This window comes from Solidesulfovibrio sp. C21, from assembly GCF_047785625.1.
Classification (GTDB): domain Bacteria; phylum Desulfobacterota; class Desulfovibrionia; order Desulfovibrionales; family Desulfovibrionaceae; genus Solidesulfovibrio.
This window is the reverse complement of sequence record NZ_JBLODY010000041.1, coordinates 17,156-36,018: the sequence shown is the minus strand read 5'-3', so window position 1 is coordinate 36,018 and position 18,863 is coordinate 17,156. Positions and strand designations below refer to the sequence as shown.

Annotated in this window: 17 protein-coding genes; 12 read left to right on the top strand and 5 right to left on the bottom strand. The window is 66.1% G+C overall.

Annotation, left to right across the window (positions count from 1 at the left end; genetic code table 11):
• Nucleotides 1–216 precede the first annotated feature (216 nt).
• Both ACMZ6R_RS13025 and cutA read right to left on the bottom strand, forming a co-directional pair.
• Nucleotides 217–1,152 (bottom strand): carbohydrate kinase family protein, encoded by a 936-nt coding sequence (locus ACMZ6R_RS13025; RefSeq protein WP_416112106.1) that lies wholly within the window; start codon nt 1,150–1,152, stop codon nt 217–219.
• Nucleotides 1,153–1,167: 15 nt separating this feature from the next.
• A complete protein-coding gene (gene cutA, locus ACMZ6R_RS13020; RefSeq protein ID WP_416112104.1) occupies nt 1,168–1,491 on the bottom strand; it encodes a divalent-cation tolerance protein CutA in 324 nt (107 codons plus the stop codon).
• A 173-nt stretch (nt 1,492–1,664) separates the two neighbouring features.
• Here cutA and ACMZ6R_RS13015 point away from each other — a divergent pair, with 173 nt between their 5' ends.
• The 4 genes from ACMZ6R_RS13015 (at nt 1,665) to ACMZ6R_RS13000 (ending at nt 5,646) form a co-directional block, all read left to right on the top strand.
• Nucleotides 1,665–2,315: an endonuclease III domain-containing protein gene (locus ACMZ6R_RS13015; RefSeq protein ID WP_416112102.1), complete on the top strand. Its 651-nt coding sequence runs from the start codon at nt 1,665–1,667 to the stop codon at nt 2,313–2,315.
• Nucleotides 2,312–3,124 (top strand): murein hydrolase activator EnvC family protein, encoded by an 813-nt coding sequence (locus ACMZ6R_RS13010; protein WP_416112100.1) that lies wholly within the window; start codon nt 2,312–2,314, stop codon nt 3,122–3,124. Before ACMZ6R_RS13015 ends, ACMZ6R_RS13010 begins: the two co-directional genes overlap by 4 nt.
• Nucleotides 3,125–3,203: 79 nt before the next feature.
• Complete coding sequence (locus ACMZ6R_RS13005; RefSeq protein WP_416112098.1) at nt 3,204–4,490, top strand: S41 family peptidase; 1,287 nt, start codon at nt 3,204–3,206, stop codon at nt 4,488–4,490.
• A 25-nt stretch (nt 4,491–4,515) separates the two neighbouring features.
• Entirely contained in the window at nt 4,516–5,646 is a 1,131-nt protein-coding gene (locus tag ACMZ6R_RS13000; RefSeq protein WP_416112096.1) for a divergent polysaccharide deacetylase family protein, read from the top strand.
• 178 nt (nt 5,647–5,824) lie between these two features.
• Here the strand turns inward: ACMZ6R_RS13000 and ACMZ6R_RS12995 are convergent, their stop codons facing one another.
• The 3 genes from ACMZ6R_RS12995 to ACMZ6R_RS12985 all read right to left on the bottom strand — a co-directional run bounded on the left by ACMZ6R_RS12995 (nt 5,825) and on the right by ACMZ6R_RS12985 (nt 8,843).
• Nucleotides 5,825–6,922, bottom strand: a complete 1,098-nt coding sequence (locus tag ACMZ6R_RS12995) for an acyltransferase family protein (protein ID WP_416112094.1) — start codon at nt 6,920–6,922, stop codon at nt 5,825–5,827.
• A 228-nt stretch (nt 6,923–7,150) separates the two neighbouring features.
• Complete coding sequence (locus ACMZ6R_RS12990; protein ID WP_416112092.1) at nt 7,151–8,029, bottom strand: hypothetical protein; 879 nt, start codon at nt 8,027–8,029, stop codon at nt 7,151–7,153.
• A gap of 127 nt (nt 8,030–8,156) precedes the next feature.
• Nucleotides 8,157–8,843 (bottom strand): C40 family peptidase, encoded by a 687-nt coding sequence (locus tag ACMZ6R_RS12985; protein WP_416112090.1) that lies wholly within the window; start codon nt 8,841–8,843, stop codon nt 8,157–8,159.
• 350 nt (nt 8,844–9,193) lie between these two features.
• On the opposite strand from ACMZ6R_RS12985, the gene ACMZ6R_RS12980 reads away from it, so the two are divergent.
• From ACMZ6R_RS12980 to qrcC, 8 genes are all read left to right on the top strand, one after another.
• Nucleotides 9,194–10,702 (top strand): ASKHA domain-containing protein, encoded by a 1,509-nt coding sequence (locus tag ACMZ6R_RS12980; RefSeq protein ID WP_416112088.1) that lies wholly within the window; start codon nt 9,194–9,196, stop codon nt 10,700–10,702.
• On the top strand, nt 10,692–12,095 hold the full coding sequence (locus tag ACMZ6R_RS12975; protein WP_416112086.1) for a small ribosomal subunit Rsm22 family protein: 1,404 nt from the start codon (nt 10,692–10,694) through the stop codon (nt 12,093–12,095). The genes ACMZ6R_RS12980 and ACMZ6R_RS12975 overlap by 11 nt, the downstream gene beginning before the upstream one ends.
• Entirely contained in the window at nt 12,092–13,003 is a 912-nt protein-coding gene (gene lipA, locus ACMZ6R_RS12970; protein WP_416112084.1) for a lipoyl synthase, read from the top strand. The genes ACMZ6R_RS12975 and lipA overlap by 4 nt, the downstream gene beginning before the upstream one ends.
• A 66-nt stretch (nt 13,004–13,069) precedes the next feature.
• Nucleotides 13,070–13,627: a dTDP-4-dehydrorhamnose 3,5-epimerase gene (gene rfbC / locus ACMZ6R_RS12965; RefSeq protein WP_416112082.1), complete on the top strand. Its 558-nt coding sequence runs from the start codon at nt 13,070–13,072 to the stop codon at nt 13,625–13,627.
• 24 nt (nt 13,628–13,651) lie between these two features.
• The gene (locus tag ACMZ6R_RS12960; RefSeq protein ID WP_416112080.1) at nt 13,652–15,121 is read left to right on the top strand and encodes a mannose-1-phosphate guanylyltransferase/mannose-6-phosphate isomerase; all 1,470 of its coding nucleotides are present in this window, start codon (nt 13,652–13,654) and stop codon (nt 15,119–15,121) included.
• A 205-nt stretch (nt 15,122–15,326) separates the two neighbouring features.
• Complete coding sequence (gene qrcA, locus ACMZ6R_RS12955; protein WP_416112078.1) at nt 15,327–15,896, top strand: menaquinone reductase multiheme cytochrome c subunit QrcA; 570 nt, start codon at nt 15,327–15,329, stop codon at nt 15,894–15,896.
• Nucleotides 15,897–15,906: 10 nt separating this feature from the next.
• Nucleotides 15,907–18,060 carry a menaquinone reductase molybdopterin-binding-like subunit QrcB gene (gene qrcB, locus ACMZ6R_RS12950; RefSeq protein ID WP_416112076.1) on the top strand — a complete coding sequence of 718 codons (2,154 nt, stop codon included), beginning with the start codon at nt 15,907–15,909 and terminating at the stop codon, nt 18,058–18,060.
• Nucleotides 18,061–18,083: 23 nt separating this feature from the next.
• On the top strand, nt 18,084–18,854 hold the full coding sequence (gene qrcC / locus ACMZ6R_RS12945; protein WP_416112074.1) for a menaquinone reductase iron-sulfur cluster-binding subunit QrcC: 771 nt from the start codon (nt 18,084–18,086) through the stop codon (nt 18,852–18,854).
• Nucleotides 18,855–18,863 lie beyond the last annotated feature (9 nt).

Sequence of the window (18,863 nt, the reverse complement as noted above, 5' to 3'; positions counted from 1 at the left end):
GGACGCGCTTGTCGCGAAGCGACATGCATCGTCCCGGGCAAATGCCGCCCCCATCTTCCACTCTCCGCCCTCCCGGCAACCCGCGAAACCTCCGCCCGGCCAAAGCCGAATCGGGGGGTCCGGGGGGCCCGTGGCCTCCCGGTGGGGTGCAGGGGCAGCGCCCCTGCCGGGGTCCGGGGCAGAGCCCCGGCCTATGGGCGGCTCCGCTACTCTCCGCTACGCCAGTTCGCCGAATGTCGCGGCGTAGCGGGCGCGGAAGGCGTCCCAGGTGAAATGGTGTTCCTGGGTGCCGTGTTTTTCCACGGCGTAGGCTGCGGAAACCGATCCGATTTTTGCAGCGTCGACCGGGGATTTGCCCAGGCACAGGCCTTTGATGAACCCGGCCCGGAAGGCGTCGCCCGCGCCGGTCGGGTCCTGGACATCAGCGACGGGGCAAGGGGCGATGTGGTCTTCCTGCGCGCCCTGGCGGATGGCGGAGCCGTTTTCGCCGAGGGTGGTGATGACGGTCTTGGCCCGGCCGACGATTTCGGCCAGGGTGAGTTTGGTGGTATTTTCGATCAGTTGCAGCTCGTAGTCGTTGCTGACAAGGTAGTCGGCGCCGGTGAGCATCTCGGTGAGTTGTTCCCCGGACAGGGCGGTGATGTTCTGGCCGGGGTCGACGATGACGGGGATGCCCTTGGCTTTGCAGATGCGGGGATATTCCTGCATATCGTCCAGGTTGCCGGGGGCGGCGATGGCGATGGTGTCGGCCGGGTCGCACTCGGCCACGGGATACTGGGCACCGTGTTTCATGGCGCCGGGGTTGAAGCCGGTGATCTGGTTGTCGGAGCGGTCGGTGGTGATGTAGGCCCCGGCGGTGAACTCGCTGCCGATGCGGCGGATGCCTTGCAGGGAGAGGCCGCAGTGGCGCAGCCAGGCTTCGTAGGCGGCGAAGTCCTTGCCGGCGGCGGCCACGATGGTCGGGTCCTCGCCGAGGAGCTTCAGGCAATAGGCGATGTTGCCGGCCGTGCCGCCGAATTTTTCCTCCAGCCCGTCGACCAGGAAGCAAACGTTGAGAATATGGATTTTGTCGGGCAGGATATGGTCGGCGAAGCTGCCGGGAAAGCTCATGATGCGGTCATAGGCCAGGGAGCCCGAGACGAGGATGCGCATGGGCGGGGTTCTCCTTTATGCGATTGGGGCGGTTTCGTCGTCGATCCAGCGCAGAAATTCCGGCAGCCCGGAGACAATGGGCACCACCACCGCGCAGGGGACCTCGTAGTCGTGCAGTTCCTTGACCCGGGCGGTGAGCCTGTCGGCCAGCTCCAGGCGGGTTTTGGCGATGAGCACGGTTTCCTCGGCGGTCTCGATAGCGCCCTTCCAGCGGTAGATCGAGCGCATGCCCGGCAGGATGTTGGCGCAGGCGGCAAGGCGCTCGGTGACCAGGGCGCGTCCGATGGCTTCGGCGGCCTCGGGCGACGGGGCGGTGATGTAGACCATGGCGGCAGACATGGCATCCTCCAGGCCGGCTGGCGGCGTTACGACATTCGGGCTGATGGCTTACACGAGGGTTATGGCGTTTGCAAAGCCGCCGACTGCGGCTCGGGGGGGCAGGCGGCGAGAAGGGAGGTTGCGGCCTTGACGGGAGGGCGAAGCGTGCGCATGGGAACGGGCCGGGTTGCGGTATGAAGCGGCGGGAACTTTTTTTGGCCATGCACCGGGCCATGCTTGACGCCCTTGGTCCAAGCGGCTGGTGGCCGGCGGATTCGGCCTTCGAGATGGCGGTGGGGGCGATTTTGACCCAGAACACCAACTGGGCCAACGTGGTACGCGCCATCGACAATCTGAAGGCCGCGGGCCGGTTTTCGGCCGAGGCGCTCTACGCCCTGCCGGCGGACGAGCTGGCGGAGCTGATCAAGCCGGCGGGCTATTTCCGGGTCAAGGCGGCCCGGCTGCGAAACCTTCTGGCACTTATCGTGCAGGAACTTGGCGGCGACATTACGACCCTGGCCGCTGACGGGCTCGATGCGGCCCGGGAGCGGTTGCTCATGGTCAAGGGCGTGGGGCCGGAGACGGCGGACAGCATTCTGCTCTACGGCCTTTCGCTGCCGAGCTTCGTTGTCGACGCCTACACGGCGCGCATCTGCAACCGGCACGCCCTGGCCCCGGAAGACGCAGGATACGAGGAATTGCGGGAGCTGTTCATGGACGCCCTGCCCGAGGACACGGCCTTGTACAATGAATTCCACGCCCTGCTCGTGCGCGTGGGCAACGGCTGGTGCCGGCCGCGCGCGCCGCGCTGCGACACTTGCCCGCTGGGAGCGTTTCTGCCATGAGGCGGTGGACACTTCTGGTTGCCGTCGTCATCTTTTTGACGACAACCGGATGGGCCGTGGCCCGGGAGCCGGCCCGGTCCCATGCCGTCCGGCCCTCCGGCGCCCGGGCCGATGCGGTCCGGGAGGCGGCCCACAGGCGTCAGGCCGCGCTCTTGACCGCGCTGTGGCCCGGCCGGGTGGCCGTTTTGACCGGGGAACCCGGTGCCGGCGGGGATTGGGCCGAGGCGGACCGGCTCTATGTATGGATGCGGACGCTTTTCCGGGATGCGGGACTGTACGGCGCGGCGGCGGCCCCGGCTTTTTTGCCGCCGGAACTCCTTGCGCCGCCGAAGACGTCCGTTGCATCGCCGTCGGCGCGGGCCAAGAGCCTTGCCCCGGTTGATGCGCTGTCGGAGAACCCCGAGGACGTCCCGGACGTGTTCGCGCCGCCGGATGGGGGACTTTCCTGGCCGGCGACCGGCCGGGTGGCCGCCGCCTTCGCTCCGGCGGAGAATCCGCCGCGCCAGGGGCTGGTGTTGGCCGTGCCCGAAGGCACGTCCGTCAAAGCCGCCGCCGCTGGCCGGGTCGTTTTTATCGGAGCGCTCATGGGCCTTGGCCGGGTGCTTATTTTGTCCCATGGCGGGCGTCGCCACACGATCTACGCCTGTCTGGAGCGTCTCGATGCGGCCGAGGGGGACATGCTTGCCCAGGGGACGGTTCTCGGGCAGGCGGGATATTGCGGCCCCATTCGCAAAACAGGCGTCTATTTCGAATTGCGTTTTCGTGAAAAAGCTCTTAATCCGGCGGAGTGGCTCGCCGTGAGGCGATAGGGGCTTTTCGGACGAGAGCGAGGGAAACGGCTGCGCGGGAAATTAGGGGCGCGGCCTGTCATGTTCCGTGGAGGAAGGTATGCGTCTTTTGACCAAGGTGTCCTGTTCCCTGATCGTCTGCCTGGCCGTTGGCTCCGTTGCCCTGGCCGCCAAGAACGACGAAGACCGCTTTGCCCCGCTCAAGCGCTTCAGCCAGGTCATGGACCTGGTGGAGAACCATTACGTCAAGCCCGTCACCCGGAACGAACTCATCGACGGTGCTATCGTCGGCATGCTCCAGCAGCTCGATCCGCACTCCAGCTTCCTGTCCAAGGAAGAATTCAAGGAGATGCAGGTCAGCACTTCGGGTGAATTCGGCGGCATCGGCATCGAAATCAGCATGGAGAACGGCCGGCTGACCGTCATCTCGCCCATCGACGACACTCCGGCCGAAAAAGCCGGCCTCAAGGCCGGTGATGTGATCCTGGAGATCGACGGACAGCCGACCCAGGACATGACCTTGATCGACGCGGTGCAAAAAATCCGCGGCCCCAAGGGCAAGCCCGTGTCCCTGACCGTCATCCACAAGGACCAGCAAAAGCCCTTCACGGTCAGTGTGGTGCGCGACACCATCCCGATCATCAGCGTGAAGAGCAATGAGGTGGAGCCCGGCTATCTCTATATCCGTCTCAGCCGCTTCAACGAAAACACCACCACCGAGCTCAATCAGGCTCTGGTCGATTATAAAAAGGGCGGTAAGCAGCTCAAAGGCGTCATCCTCGACCTGCGCAACAACCCCGGCGGACTGCTGGAACAGGCCGTCAACGTCGCGGACGTCTTTTTACCCTCGGGCCAGATCGTGTCCATCAAGGGCAAGAACGCGGACCAGGAAAAGGTGTTTAGCGCCAAGGGCGACGGCGCCGATCAGACCTCGCCGCTAGTGGTGCTCATCAACGCCGGCTCCGCCTCGGCCTCGGAAATCGTGGCCGGTGCGCTCAAGGACCACAAACGGGGCTTGCTCGTTGGTGAAAAGACCTTCGGCAAGGGCTCGGTGCAGACCGTCATCCCGCTTTCCGACGGCTCGGGCATCAAGCTGACCACGGCCTTGTACTACACGCCCAACGGCCGTTCCATCCAGGCGGAGGGCATCGAACCCGACTTCATGGTGCCGCTCCAGGACAATGGCTCGGACGGCGACAGGCTGGCCGCCAACCACCAGTTCCGGGAGCGCGACCTGTCCCGGCACCTGGAAAACAAGCGCAAGAAAAAGGCCGGTGCCTCCGACGATCCCAAGCAGAAGCTGCTCGAGCAACTTGCCCGGGACAATCAGCTCAAACTCGCTTTGGAATTGGTGAAGTATTTCCCGATCAAGACCTACACGCCCTAGCACGCGCAAGCAGAAATCGGCTTCCATGAAACCCGCCAAGGGGCCGGGGAAAGCTCCGGCACGCTCCAAGGCCGGGGGGAAACGAAAAGTCGTTCTCCCCGGCCGACCTTATCTCGCGGTCATTGCCGGGCTGGTCCTGGCCGTGTCCCTGGGCGTGCTGGCCATGCTGCTTTTCGGGCCGTTCCCGCCACTGCCGGCGGACCATGCCGCCCGGACAGCCAAGGGCGGACACGTCCGCCAGCCCGCCACCGCCGCCGTAACGCAGCGCCAACCGTCCAAGCCCGTCCGGGAGCAGGCCGTGGCCCATGCCGCCCGCCCGGCAGCGTTGCCTTTCGAGGAACATCTGCCCGGTACGGATGCGACTCCCGACGGTTCGCAGATGCGGGCCAAGGTCGAACCGGCCGCTCCGGCCGCACCGGCAACGCCCCTGTCGCCTCCGGCCGCCGGGCCCGCGGCGCAATCTCCCGCGACGCCCGAGGAAACCACCAAGGGTCCGCGCATGGTGGTGGTCATCGACGACATCGGCGACAATCCGGTCATGGCCAGAAAAATCATGGAACTGCCGTTCCCCGTGACCCTGGCCATCCTGCCCGATCGACCGCACACCCGCACTCTGGCGGCCGAGATCACCGCCCACGGCAACGAAACCATCCTGCACCAGCCCATGCAGCCGATCTCCTACCCCCGGGTCAATCCCGGGCCGGGAGCGCTTTTCACTGACATGGATACCCGGCGCATCCAGGCCACCGTGTCCGAAAACATCGCCCAACTGCCGCATATCGTCGGCATCAACAACCATATGGGCTCCGCCTTCACCAGCGATCAGGCCGGTATGGACGCCGTCATGCCGGTGCTCAAGGCCCATGGCCTCTTTTTCATGGACTCCGTCACCTCGCCCACCAGCGCCGCCGCCGCCGCCGCCCGCAAAGCCGGCGTGCACTATTACCGGCGGGCCGTCTTTCTCGACAACGTCCGTAATATCCGCACCATCCTCGGCCAACTCAAAACCGCCGAACGCCACGCCCTCAAACACGGCCATGCCATCGCCATCGGCCACCCCTACAACGAAACCTACGAAGCCTTGCTCCTCTGGGCCAAGGAACGCGATCCCCACGTCACCCTTGTCACGTTGACCGAACTCGGCCCTGAATTTTAGGCGGCATGCGGCCTCCGGCGGCCAGGGGAGGCTCTGCCTCCCCTGGACCCCACCGCCGGGGGACTTGAGGTCCCCCGGACCTCCTTTTACCGGGTTGGGATGGTGGGTGGTGGATGCGTTGGGGAAAGGCGGAGTGCCGTATGTTTGTTGCCGCAATCGGCCCGGCGGCACGAGGAGCTTAGCTCCTGCGTCCGCGTGCTTCGAAGGCGGCCACGAGCTTGTCCTGGTAGCGGGCCAGGATGACGGCCAGGGGTAGGCTTATGGCGGCGAGCAGGCACAGGGCGATGAAGGGGCGCAGGTGGGGACGCAGGAAATCCGCGCCGTAGCCGAGGATGGGCTGGTGGAGCAGGTAGAAGCTGTAGGAGGCGGCGGCCGCGGCGGCGATGCGGGGCTTGGCGCCGAGTCGGGCCATGGCGGGCCAGGCGAAGAGCGAGCCGGCCACGCCGATGCAGGCGGCGACGAGGAGGATATGGGCCAGGGGCATGGGCAGGGCGGTTTTGAAGAGAATGGCCAGGGGCAGGCAGAAGTAGGCCAGGGCGGCGAATCCCATGCGCCAGGAGGCGGGGACGCCGGTGGGGTCGTCACCGGCGAGGAGCGCGGCCCGGGGCTTCCAGGCCAGGGCGAAAGCCATGCCCAGGGCGAATTCCGGCAGGCGGTAGGGCAGGTTGAAGTAGAGCATGTAGTCGAGCAGGGCGGCGGTGCCGCTTATTTTGGCCAGAAGCGACAGCAGCAGCCACAGGCCCCAGCCGAAGGCCAGGCAGGCGATGAGGGCGCGTTTGGCGCCGAGCTTGCGGAAAAGGCGCAGCAGCAAGGGGTAGGTCAGGTAGAATTGGGCCAGCAGCCCCATCCACCACAGGGCGGGTTCCAGGCAGAAGAAACGGGCCGGGTCGAAGGTCTGGGCGAAGATGATTTTTTCGCCCACGCAGGCGGCCAGGGCGGCGAAGGGCATGGTCCCGGCGACCAGGGCGACGAGGCTCCAAAGGGCCAGGGACAGGTAGTATTGGGGCACGATGCGGCCGAAGCGGCGCAGGAAGAAGTCGCGATAGCGCATGGGCGGCTTGCCGCCGGGATCGGCGTGGGGCAGGGTGAGGACGAAACCGGTGATGGCGTTGAAGACCACGACGCCGAGGTAGCCCTGGCTCAGGAAGTCGCCGAGGATGGGGCCGAAGGGGTTTTGCGCGCCGGCGTCGGGCAGTACGGTCCAGAGGTGGTAAAAGAAGATGCCGGCCATGGCCAGGACCCGGATGCTTTCGATCTGGGTGACGCGCCGCTGCATGGAAGCTCCTTTCGTGGTCATGGTTATGCGTGGCGGGAAAAAGGGGTAGCCAAGTCGGGAACTTGGCGGAAATGCGGCCTTTTCGCAAGAGAGGAGTCGGGGATGCGGGTGACGTTTGTCGGCCTGGGCGAGGAGGGGCCGCGCACGATCCTTTTCTTCAGGGCGGCTGCTTATGGAGAGCGGAATGAAGGCAATTTTGCCCGAGCCCGGGGACGTCCTGCCGGGCGGTCAGCGCGAGGCGCTGTAATTCGAGGAATCGCCGACCACGAGGTAGCTGCCGGGGTTGGCCACGGGCGTGCGGTCGGCCCGCAACTGCCACATATCCTTGTCGGGCTCGCTTGCGGCCAGGGCCTCGTAATGCCGGTCCAGGATCGCATGGCCGTCCAGAAAGGCGTTGGAAGCGGCGGAAATCCGCACGCAGCCCTTGGAGTCCGTGCCGCCCAGACGCGGTTCGCCCTGGTCCGGGTCGGTCGCGTGCATAAGAAGCCGCATCTGGCTGTCGTAGATGCCCTGGCGGAATTTGCGGGGGGCCTGCTGGAAGCCGAAATCCCACACTCGGCTGCCTCGGGCTCCAAGGCCCCGCCATCCCTTGTTGTTTTTCGTGCCCTGGGCACGGTAGCTCCAGTTTTCGGTGGTATTTTCGAATACGCCGACCGGCGTGATGAAGGAATCCTCATGGGCGCGCAGTTTGCCCGTGGAGATAAAATCCACGCCAAGGAGCAGCACTTTTCCCGCCCCGGCATCGTAAAAGGCCAGAAAGGCCAGCTGGGCCGCCGGATTGCGGTCGGCATAGAGGAAGAACTGGCTGGCGGAAAGGTCGGCCCCGGCAGCCCGAAGCCGGTTCATGGCGTCGAGGCGGATGTTGTCGCGGTACTGGCTGCTTGGGGCGCGGAGCATATCCACGCGGTGGTGGCGCGGAGAGCGGCTGACGCGGGCCAAGGTCTTGGCCGTGACCGTGGCGGCGTAGTCGCCGGCGATGCGGGCAAGCTCTTGGCGCAGGGCCGGAGCGGAGGCTTCGCCTGCCTCGATGACGCCGAAGTTCGAGGGCGCGGGGCGGGGCTTTTTTTTCTGGGCGGCCTGGGCGGGAAGGAGCAGGGCCAGAAACAAGACGGCCAGAAAAAAGGTCCCGGCGACGACCCCGGGTCCCCGCCTTGCCGGGAGAACAAAAAGCGGGCTCCCCGTTCGTGGGAAACCCGCTTGTCTGGCAAGGAGGAAATTCGGGACGCCCAAGGGCCTAGAAGACCCGGCGGCCTCCGGCATAATGCGTTCTCCAGTAATCTTCTTCGAGGTTGCTTATGGTCACGGTCTTGCCGTGGCTGGCGCTGTGGATGAACTTGCCGTTTTCAAGATAGATGCCGACGTGGCTGATGCCGCGCTTGGAGCGAAAAAAGACCAGATCGCCCTTGCGCAGCCTGTTTTTGGCCACCATCTTGCCGACATGGTACTGTTCGCGCGAAGAGCGGGGCAGATGGATGCCGTAGCGGTTGAAAACCCAGGTGGTAAAGCCCGAGCAGTCGAAGCCGCTGTTGGGATCACAGCCTCCGGAGCGGTAGGGAGTGCCGATCTGGGTGTTGGCGGTGCGCAGCATGCGTGCGTAGACGCTGCCCTTGCGCTGCACGGCAGCCAGATCGAAAAGATTTTCGCTCAGGAGTTGTTCGGGGCCGGACGCGACCTTGGGCGTGGAGCCCTGGTCGAAAAGGTTGCCTGAGAGCAGATTGTGTTCGGCGTCGGCCTTGAGGCGTTCTTCGGGTGCCGCATCGTGGGTGATAAAGTCATTTCTGGCGTTAAAACCCTGATACCCTTCGAATTGATACGAATAGGTTTTCTGTTTCGAAGAGCAGCCGGCAGCCAATAGGGCGAGCAGGGCTACGAAGATGACCGGTTTGAGTTTGTGTCTGACGTGTGCGTGCGCGTCGGTCAAAACCGTTCCTCCTTGCTGGAGTTTCTGGCCGGGGCAGCTTTTCGCTGTGTTCACGACAACCTTTCGCGCCGCGGGAGCACATTCTTATCACTTCGTCCGATTCGCGTGACACCACGCGGGACGTGCTCTCGATTCGCCAGATTCTCTACGAAAGGTTAGATGCTTTCTAAAAGAGTCGTTTTTTTTCGTCAAGGTCATTTTGACAATTTAATAAATTGAAACCAAAATCGTTGTTGGGTAAACCTTGTCCGTTTGCCGGACGCGAGGTATAATTATTTGAAATGAAAAAATATTTTACAGTTGCAACCACCGAGGGCGAGCGCCCGGTTTCCGTCGTTGCCGGCGAGGTCATGGCCCGTTCCCTTTTTCGGGCCGGATACTTCGTCGGCGCGCCGCTTTGCGCCGGGTTGGGACGCTGTGGCCGGTGCCGGGTGCGCTACCTCTCGCCGCCGCCACAGCCCCTGCCGTCCGAGATACGCCGTCTCGGCGACGCCGCCCTGGCCGATGGCTGGCGGCTGGCCTGTCTGCGACCGGCCCAGGGCGGCGAACGGCTGGCCCTGGCCGCGACCGGACCCGCGCCGGCCTACGATCCGGCCGCCGTCACCGGAAGCCTTGACGGCGACAATCCCCTTGGCCTGGCGGTCGATATCGGCACCACCGGCCTGGCTTGGCGGTTGGTGGGCCTGGCCGACGGGAGCGTTGCGGCCGAAGGGCGCGGCGTCAATCCCCAACTCGGGGTCGGGGGGGAGGTCGTCTCCCGACTGGCCTTCGCCCTGGAACCCGGCGGCGGGGCGTATCTGCGCGATCTGGTCCTTGACGTCATCGCCCAAAAGGCGGCCCTGGCCGGGGATCGGCTGGCCGGGCTGTGCGTGGCCGGCAACTCGGCCATGGTGTCCATCCTGTGCGGCAAGGAACTTTCCGGCCTGGCCCATGCCCCCTACGGCCTCATCTGGCGGGCGGGAGAGGCCGTGCCCCTTGGCCGGGGCCTGCCGCCCGCCTACATCCCGCCGCTTTTGGGCCCGTTCGTCGGCGCGGATTTGAGCGCCGGGCTGACCGCGCTCTTGCGGCAAAAGCCCGCCTATCCCTTTTTGCTGGCCGACCTCGGCACCAACGCCGAGATGATCCTGGGGCTCGCCCCGGACCGGTTTCTGGCCGCCAGCGCCCCGTTGGGGCCGGCGCTCGAAGGCGTGGGCTTAAGCCAGGGGGCGCTGGCCGGGCCGGGCGTTGCCGTCTCCTTCGAGTTGACGCCGGCCGGCCTCACGCCGGTGCTGTTCCCGGGGAGCGATGCGCCGGCAACCACCAGCGGCATCGCCGGGCCGGGCTATCTGGCCCTGGCCGCGCTGCTCGCGGAGCAGGGCGTGCTTGACACCGACGGCCGTTTCGCCCAAACCCCTGCGCCGACCCCGCTTGGCGCGCGGCTGCGCCGGATGGTCGCAACCGACCACGGCGAACCCGTGTTCGAGACGGCTGGCTATCGCCTGTTCGCCTCGGATGTGGAAGAGTTGCTCAAGGTCAAGGCGGCCTGCAATCTGGCCGTGGCCTCGCTTCTACGCGCGGCCGGGCTGAGCACGGCCGATCTGGCCGGCGTGCATCTGGCCGGGGCGTTCGGGGTCAAGGTCGCGCCGGACGACCTGGAAACGCTCGGCTTTTTCCCGCCGGGCCTGGCCGGCCGGGTCCAGGTGGCCGGCAACCTGTCCCTGGCCGGGGCGACGCTTTTCCTGACCGAGCCGGAAAGCCGGACTACGGCCGAGGCGCTGCCCGCCGTGACCACGATCGTGCCCCTTGTCGACGCAAGCCCCGGAGCTTCCGACGCTTCCGACGCCTTTATCCGCAGGATGGTTTTTACCTATGTCCCCTGATGCCGCACCCGCGACCGTGCCCCCACGGCACCTTTTCCGTCCCTTGCTTCCCGAGGCGACCACAACCCTGGCCGGCTATGCCACCCTGCTGCGCCGGGCTCTTGGGATGACTCCGGGCCGGGAGCGCGAATTGCCGTGGCGCATTCGCGACCTGTCGCTGTCGCTGACCGCCGAGCGCGAGGGCGGCCCCAAGCCCGGCTATCTGAGCGATCCGCGCACCTTGGCTGCCTATGCCTGGTATTTTCTGCCCTGGAACCTGCTGCGCCTTTCAAGGCTGCTGCCGGGGCTCGACCTCGATATCCCCGACGGCGGGCTGGTGTGCGACGTGGGTTCCGGCCCGCTGACCTTTGTCCAGGCCCTTTGGCTGTCGCGCCCCGATCTGCGCCGCAAGCGGCTGCGCTTTACCTGCGTGGACCGCTCCCGGCGCGCCTTGGACCTTGGGCTGACGCTTTTCTCCGGGCTCGCCGGCTTCGATCCGTCGGCACCGGACGCGCCCTGGCGTATTCGGACCGTGCGCGGCGAATACTGGCAGGGCCTTGCCGAGGGGGCGCAGCTCACCGCCATGGTCAACGTGGCCAACGAACTGGCCGACTCGGGTCGGGAACCCCTCGATATCCGCATGGAACGGCTTGCCGCCCAGTTGGCCGATTCCCTGGCCCCGGGCGGGATTGCCCTGGTGGTCGAGCCGGGCACGCGCCTGGGCTGGCGCTGTCTGGCCGCCATGCGCACGGCGCTTGTCGAGATGGGACTGGGGCTTGACGCCCCCTGTCCCCACGGCGAGGTCTGCCCCTTTTCCGCAAGCAAAGTGCGGGCCTGGTGCCATTTCACCATGTCCCTTGCCGGCGCGCCGGCCTGGCTCACCAAGCTTTCCGAGCGGGCGGAGCTTGGCAAGCAGCGCCTGAGCCTGTCCTTTCTCGCCGCCCGGGCCGCGTCGCCGGTCTATGCGCAGCCCGCCATCCGCGTTGTCTCCGGTCCCTTCTCCCTGGACGACGCGCCCGGAACGGCCGCCTACGGCTGCACGGACAAGGGGCTGGCCGTGGTGGTCGCACCGGACGGCCGCGCCCCGCGTCCGGGCGACCTGCTCCTCCGCGACATTCCCCCCGACGCCCCCCGCGACGCCAAATCCGGCGCACCCCGGGTGATCCTCGAGGCGCGACCCGGATCCGCGCCGGCCTCCGTGCCGGACAGGGGAAAGACGGAACGGACCGGGGCAAAGCCGTCGCGCCGGCCGCCCCGTCCCGACTCCGGGAACGCGGCGGCCTCGTCGGCGAAGCGGGAACGGTCGGGCAAGCCGGCCAAGCCGCGCCCGAGGACCGCGCGCGGCTCCGGCCCGGATCGCCAGGCCGGGGGGGGCAAACATCCCGGGGCCGGGAAAAGGGGCAGGAAGGCATGAGCGAAGGGGATCACAGCGAGGGTCAGCCCGTCCCGGCCGGCCGCCTGCCCTCCTGGCTGCGGGTCAAACTGCCGAAAGACGCCGCCTTCGGCGCGACAGCCCATACCGTGGCCGCCGGCGGACTGCGCACGGTCTGCCGGGGGGCGCGCTGTCCCAATATCTTCGAGTGCTTTTCCCGGGGCACGGCCACCTTTTTGATTCTCGGCGGCGTGTGCACGCGTGGCTGCGCCTTTTGTAACATCACCGCCGGCAGGCCCGATCCCGTGGACCCGGACGAGCCCGCGCGCCTGGCCGCGGCCGTGGCCGAACTGGGGCTGACCCACGCCGTGGTCACCTCCGTCACCCGCGACGACCTGCCGGACGGCGGCGCGGCCCATTTCGCCGCGACCATCGCCGCCCTGCGCCAGGCCTGCCCCGATACCACCGTCGAGGTGCTCACCCCGGATTTCGGCGGCGACCCGGAGGCCCTGGATATCGTGCTTACGGCCCGGCCCGACGTCTTTAACCACAATGTGGAGACCGTGCCGCGCCTCTATCCGATCGCCCGGGCCCGGGCCGATTATGCCGGAAGCCTTGGCGTGTTGGCCCGGGCGGCGGCTTCCGGCGCGGCGGTCGTCAAAAGCGGGCTCATGGTGGGGCTTGGCGAGACCCGCGAGGAATTGGCGACGGTGTTTGCCGATCTTTCGCGGGCCGGCTGCCGGGTGGTCACGGTGGGGCAGTACCTGCGGCCGTCGCGGCGCAACCTGCCGGTGGTCCGCTACGTGCCGCCGGACGAATTCGATGCCCTGGCCGCTCTGGGCCGCGATTGCGGCATCGCGGAAATGGTGTGCGCCCCCCTCGTGCGCAGCTCCTACAAGGCCGGCAATACGGCTGCGGTCGCCTCCCTTCGCGGTTGTCCGCACCCTTGAAATGGGGTAGGGACTGCGGCATCCACGTTTTCAAGCAGAAAACCGTTCATCCATGGGAGGTTCCGCGTGGAGGTGTCACAAACCGGCATCCCCGGGCTTGTCACGATCAAACCCAAGGTGTTTGGCGACAACCGGGGATTTTTTCTTGAAACCTACAGCTGCGCCGCCTTTGCCGCGGCCGGCCTCGATTACGACTTCGTCCAGGACAACCATGCCCGCTCGGGTCCCAAGGGCGTGCTGCGGGGACTGCATTTCCAGCGTCCGCCCTCGACCCAGGCCAAGCTCGTCTGGGTGGTGCGCGGGGCGGTGCTCGACGTGGTCGTGGATTTGCGCGTGGGCTCGCCGACCTACAAGAAATGGTACGGCATCGAGTTGACCGAGGAAAACTTCATGCGGCTGATGGTGCCGCGTGGGTTTGCCCACGGCTACGTGACCCTGACCGAGAACGCGGAGTTCATGTACAAGGTCGACGCGCCCTATGCTCCGGCCGACGATGCCGGCATTGCCTGGAACGACCCGGACCTCGGCATCGACTGGCCGGTGGCCGAGCCTATATTGTCCGAAAAGGACGCCCGCCAACCGACCTTGGCCGCCTTGGGGTCGCCTTTTGTCTATGACCGCTGACGCCGCTTTGAGCGGGGAGGACGCATGACGGAAACTGCCTGTTGCGCCGGGGGAAAGGGCCGCTACGCTCTGATTTTGGCCGGCGGATCGGGGACGCGGCTGTGGCCGCTCTCCCGGACTTTGCTGCCCAAGCAATTGCTGGATCTCGGCGAGGGCGAGACGCTTTTGCAGTCCACCGCCCTGCGGGTGTGCGAATCGTTTGCCCCGGACCATGTGCTGGTCATCACCAATGAGGAGCACCGGTTCGAGGTCCGCACCCAGTTGCAAGCCGTTTTGCCGGACGCCGGCACGCGCGTTTTGGCCGAGCCCGTGGGGAAAAACACGCTGCCCGCCATCATGCTTGGCCTCGAACCCATCGTGGCCGCCGATCCGAAGGCCGTTGTCGGCGTCTTTCCGGCCGATCACCGCATCCGGGACCACAAGGCGCTTCAGGCGGCCATGGACCGGGCCGCGGCTCTGGCCGGGGAGGGCTGGTTCGTCACCTTCGGCATCCCTCCCCACGCGCCGGAAACCGGCTACGGCTACATCCACCGGGGCGAACCGCTGGGGCAGGGCGCGCACAAGGTGGCGGGGTTCACCGAGAAGCCCGATCTCCCCACGGCCGAAAAGCTCGTGGCCGGCGGCGAGCACTTCTGGAACAGTGGCATGTTCGTCTTCCGGGCCGACAAGTTTCTTGCGGCCGTGGCCGCCCATGCGCCGGCGATCTACTCCTGGTGGGAGAGCCGCGGCGAGCGGCCCTTGACGGCTGGCTACGCCGGGCTCCCGGACATCTCCGTGGACTACGGCGTGGTGGAGAAGATGGACGACATCGCCATGGTCGAGGCCCCCTTCGACTGGGACGACCTCGGCAGTTGGGAGGCGCTCTACCGCCTGGGCAAGAAGGATGGTACGGGCTGCGTCACCACGGGCGAGGTCCTGGCGCTCGACTGCGCGGATTCGCTTTTCTTTTCCCAAGGCAGTTCCCTGGCCGTGGCCGGGGTCAAGGACATGATCGTCATCCAGACCCGCGACGCGACCCTGGTCTGCCCGGTGGCCGAAGCCCAGCGGGTCAAGGACGTGGTGGGGCGGCTCAAGTCCCAGGGCAGCAAGCTTGTCGAGGCCCACGTCACGGTGCGCCGGCCCTGGGGCAGCTACACGGTGCTCGAGGGTGGTCCCGGCTACAAGATCAAGCGTATCGAGGTCCCGCCGGCCGGGCGGCTGTCGCTGCAGATGCACCACCACCGGGCCGAACACTGGGTGGTGGTGTCGGGCACGGCGCTGGTGCAGCTCGGGGACAAGGAGCGGATCCTGATCGAGAACCAGTCCGTGGACATCCCCAAAGGCACGGTGCACCGGCTGTCCAATCCGGGCAAGATTCCGGTGGAAATCATCGAGATCCAGTCCGGGCCGTATCTCGAGGAGGACGACATCGTGCGCTTCGATGACGTCTATGGGCGCAAGGTCGGCGAGGGCGGGGCGAAGGCTGCGGCAGCGGAAGATGGCGGGGATTCGTGAATTTTTTCATTAAACCTTGACACGGAAGTTGTGGCCTGGGTAAAAAGCGCGGTGCGGCGCTCCATGCTGGGGTGAGGGGACAGCCCCCGGCAAATGCCGCATCCGCAACCGTTTCCTTTTTTCCGACCGCGCCCCGGGGGCGGCGGGGCGTCGCGCGGCATTGCCCGCGGCGGTAAACCAGCAACGGCACATGGGCAGGGGAAGTATGGAGGAGAACAGATCGAATTCGGCCGGCGGCGTTGGCGGCATGGTGCTTTGTGCCCTGATCGGCTTCGTCGGCGCCCTTGTGGTAGGGTGGGTCATCTTTCCGAAACTGCTTTACAGCGAAAAGACACAGCCCATTCGTTTCAGTCACACGGTCCATGCGCAGCTGGGCATAGAGTGCGAACAGTGCCACCATCTTGGTCCTGACGGCCGGTTTGCCGGCCTGCCCACGACCGAATCCTGCGCCGAATGCCATGGCGACGAAACCGGGGACAAGTCGCCAAACGGCAAGGAAATCGACAAGTTCGTCAAGGACTACGTCAAGACCGGGGCCCAGGTTCCCTGGCTCGTCTACCAGTATCAGCCCGACAACGTGTTCTTCTCCCATGCCGCCCACAAGGGATTCGAGTGCACCAAGTGCCATCCCGACGTGGCCAAGATGGACAATCCTCCGGCGTATTACGAGAACCGGATCAGCGGCTATAGCAAAGACACGATGAAGATGTGGCAGTGTGAACGTTGTCACGCCTCCATGGGCACCAGCAACGCCTGCTACGTTTGTCATAAATAAGGGGGGAGAAATGGGAGTTGATCGCAGAGCTTTCCTCGGGCTTGTGGCGGGTGGCGCCGTGGGCACCATGTTCACCCCCATCCCGTGGAAATTGTTGGATGATGTTGCCATATGGACCCAGAACTGGTCGTGGATTCCCAACGTGCCCAAGGGCCAGATCGATTATGTGACCACGACGAGCAAGTTGTGTCCGGCCGGCGAAGGCCTCAAAATCATGCGCGTGGCCGGCAATCCGATCACGGCCTCCGGCAACCCGGCTCACCCCCTGTCGAGCGGCGGCGTCTCGGCCCTGGCCCGATCCGAAGTCTACATGCTGTACAGCCCGGCCCGGGTCAAATCGCCCATGAAAAAGTCGGGCAAGGGTTTCGAGCCCATCACCTGGGAACAGGCGCTGCTTGAAATGGCCGACAAGCTCGGCGCGGCCAAGGGCTCGGTCGCCTGTGTTTCCGGCGACCAGTCCGGCACCATGAACGAGGTGCTTTCGGCCTTCGTCGGCAAGCTCGGCACGGCCGGCTACTTCATGATGCCCTCCGAGGCCACCACCGCCGCCAAGGGCATGCAGGTCATGGGCGGCAAGGGCCAGGCCGGCTACGACTTCGAGAACGCCGACACCGTGCTGGTCCTTGGCGCGGACATCTTCGAGACCTGGGGCACCTCCACCCGCAACCGCAAGGCGTTTAGCGCCAAGCGGCCGGTCGGGGTCAAGCCCGCTTCCAATTATATCTACGTCGGACCGACCAGGAACAACACCGCCGCCGTGTGCGACCAGTGGATTCCGGCCTCGGCCGCCGACCTCGGCGTGGTGGCCCTCGGCATCGCCTGGCACCTGATCAAGGCCGGGGCCACAAGCTCCGCGCCCGGCTTCGACACCCTGCGCGCCGTGGTCAATGGCGGATTCGGTCCCGAGGACGTGCGGCGCGCCACGGGCATCGCCCCGGAGGTCCTGGCCGGCGTGGCCAAGGCCCTCGCCGCCTCCAAGGCCGCCATGGTGGTCACGGGATCGCCTTTCGGCCAGGGGCTCGGCGCCGGAGCGTTCATGGCCGGCATGGCGCTCAATGTCCTGCTCGGCCGCATCAACAAGCCCGGCGGCATTTACGCCCTGCCGGAGCTGGCCACGGTGGTGCCCGGGGCCATGACCCGCGAGGCCATGCTCGAGGCCGACCTGCCCGGCTTCCTCAAGGCCGTGGCTGGCGGCAAGAAGCCGGCTCCCAAGGCCTTGCTGGTCTACGACGCCAACCCGGCCTACGGCCTGCCCGAGGCCGCGACCATGGCCAAGGCCCTGGAAAAAATCCCGTACAAGGTCAGCTTCTCCTCCTTCATGGACGAGACGGCGGCCCTGTGCGATCTCGTGCTGCCCAATTCCCTGACCCTGGAGCGCTACGACGATGTGGTCACGCCCTATGGTTCGGGCTTTTGCATCTACAGCCTGGTCACGCCCTACCAGAAGCCGGTGCACGACACCCGGCCGACCGGCGACGTGATCCTGGCGCTGGCCCGCAAACTGAGCATCGACCTTAAGTTCGACAACTTCCTGCAGGTGCTCAAGGAGAAGGTGGCCACCCTGGCCAAGGCCTCCGGCGGGTTTGTCGCCAAGGACGTCATGCCCTGGCAGGTGGCGGCGGGCAAGCCCGCGCCCGCGCTGGCCGGCGGCGACTTGTGGAAGGCCCTTTCCGCCGGGTACGCCTGGACCATGGTCGGCTCCGTGTCCCAGAGCGGACTCGGCTTCGCCCCCGAGGTGCTGGCCAAGGCGGTGAAACCCGGCAAGACCTCCGGCAAGACCGTGACCCTGGCGCCGTACGCCCAGCTGCGCACCGGCACCCCGACCACGGGCATGCCCTGTCAGGATCTTACCCTGGTGCCCGACACGGAGCTTCTCGGCGAAACCACTCTGGTGCGCATGGGCAGCGCCACAGCCAAGGCGCTCGGCATAAAGCCCGGCGCGATGGTCAAGCTCAGCGGCGCCGGGGCGCACTGCAAGGCCCAGGTCCACATCTTCGAGAGCGTCATGACCGGCGTGGTGTCTGCTCCCTTGGGCTTCGGCCATACCGCCTTCGACATCTTCAGCAAGGGCAAGGGATCCAATTATTTGGCGCTTTTACCCGTGACCGAGGAGCCGGGCACCGGCATGTCCATGTGGGCCGCCGCTGAAGTCAAAATCGCCTAACCACGAGTCAAAGGGAAGCCGTTATGTCCGGACACCATTTCAAGGAATTCCCGATCACCTGGGGCATGGTGATCGATATCGACAAGTGCACCGGCTGCGGGGCCTGCATGGCCTCCTGCCAGACGGAAAACAACGTCAATCCCCAGCCCGAGGCCACAAACAAGCTGCGTTCCACCTCCTGGATGCTGGTTTACGAACTGACCAACGATAAAGCCTTCCCCAACCATGACGTGGCCTTTCTGCCCCGTCCCTGCCAGCAGTGCGGCAACCCGCCCTGCGTGTCCGTGTGCCCGGTCGTGGCCACGGATAAAAACGAGGACGGCGGCATTGTCAGCCAGATCTACCCCCGCTGCATCGGCTGCCGGTACTGCGTGGCCGCCTGCCCCTACCATGTCCGTTACTTCGGCTGGTACGACCCGATCTGGCCCGAAGGCATGACCAAGACCCTGTCGCCCCTGACCTCGGTGCGGCCGCGCGGCGTGGTGGAGAAGTGCACGTTTTGCCACCACCGCTGGAACCTGGCCAAGGACGCCGCCCGGGCTGCCGGCAAGGACCCCGAGGATCTTGAAGACGGCGCCTACGTCACCGCCTGCGTCCAGAACTGCCCCTCCGGGGCGCTTTCCTTCGGGGATCTCAAAAATCCCAAGCACAAGGTGCATGAGCTCATCAAGAGCCCCTACGCTTTCCGGTTGCTCGAACGCCTGGGCACAAAACCCCAGGTCTACTACATCAGCCGGCGGGAGTGGGTGCGCAAACTCGGCGATAACTACCTCAAGAGCGAAAAAACCGAGTAATTCCGGGGG

Excerpts from the sequence above, each read along its gene's own strand:
- ACMZ6R_RS13025 (WP_416112106.1), bottom strand. The coding sequence starts at position 1,152 with ATGCGCATCCTCGTCTCGGGCTCCCTGGCCTATGACCGCATCATGAGC.
- cutA (WP_416112104.1), bottom strand. The coding sequence starts at position 1,491 with ATGTCTGCCGCCATGGTCTACATCACCGCCCCGTCGCCCGAGGCCGCC.
- ACMZ6R_RS13015 (WP_416112102.1), top strand. The coding sequence starts at position 1,665 with ATGAAGCGGCGGGAACTTTTTTTGGCCATGCACCGGGCCATGCTTGAC.
- ACMZ6R_RS13010 (WP_416112100.1), top strand. The coding sequence starts at position 2,312 with ATGAGGCGGTGGACACTTCTGGTTGCCGTCGTCATCTTTTTGACGACA.
- ACMZ6R_RS13005 (WP_416112098.1), top strand. The coding sequence starts at position 3,204 with ATGCGTCTTTTGACCAAGGTGTCCTGTTCCCTGATCGTCTGCCTGGCC.
- ACMZ6R_RS13000 (WP_416112096.1), top strand. The coding sequence starts at position 4,516 with ATGAAACCCGCCAAGGGGCCGGGGAAAGCTCCGGCACGCTCCAAGGCC.
- ACMZ6R_RS12995 (WP_416112094.1), bottom strand. The coding sequence starts at position 6,922 with ATGCAGCGGCGCGTCACCCAGATCGAAAGCATCCGGGTCCTGGCCATG.
- ACMZ6R_RS12980 (WP_416112088.1), top strand. The coding sequence starts at position 9,194 with ATGGCCCGTTCCCTTTTTCGGGCCGGATACTTCGTCGGCGCGCCGCTT.
- ACMZ6R_RS12975 (WP_416112086.1), top strand. The coding sequence starts at position 10,692 with ATGTCCCCTGATGCCGCACCCGCGACCGTGCCCCCACGGCACCTTTTC.
- lipA (WP_416112084.1), top strand. The coding sequence starts at position 12,092 with ATGAGCGAAGGGGATCACAGCGAGGGTCAGCCCGTCCCGGCCGGCCGC.
- ACMZ6R_RS12960 (WP_416112080.1), top strand. The coding sequence starts at position 13,652 with ATGACGGAAACTGCCTGTTGCGCCGGGGGAAAGGGCCGCTACGCTCTG.
- qrcA (WP_416112078.1), top strand. The coding sequence starts at position 15,327 with ATGGAGGAGAACAGATCGAATTCGGCCGGCGGCGTTGGCGGCATGGTG.
- qrcB (WP_416112076.1), top strand. The coding sequence starts at position 15,907 with ATGGGAGTTGATCGCAGAGCTTTCCTCGGGCTTGTGGCGGGTGGCGCC.
- qrcC (WP_416112074.1), top strand. The coding sequence starts at position 18,084 with ATGTCCGGACACCATTTCAAGGAATTCCCGATCACCTGGGGCATGGTG.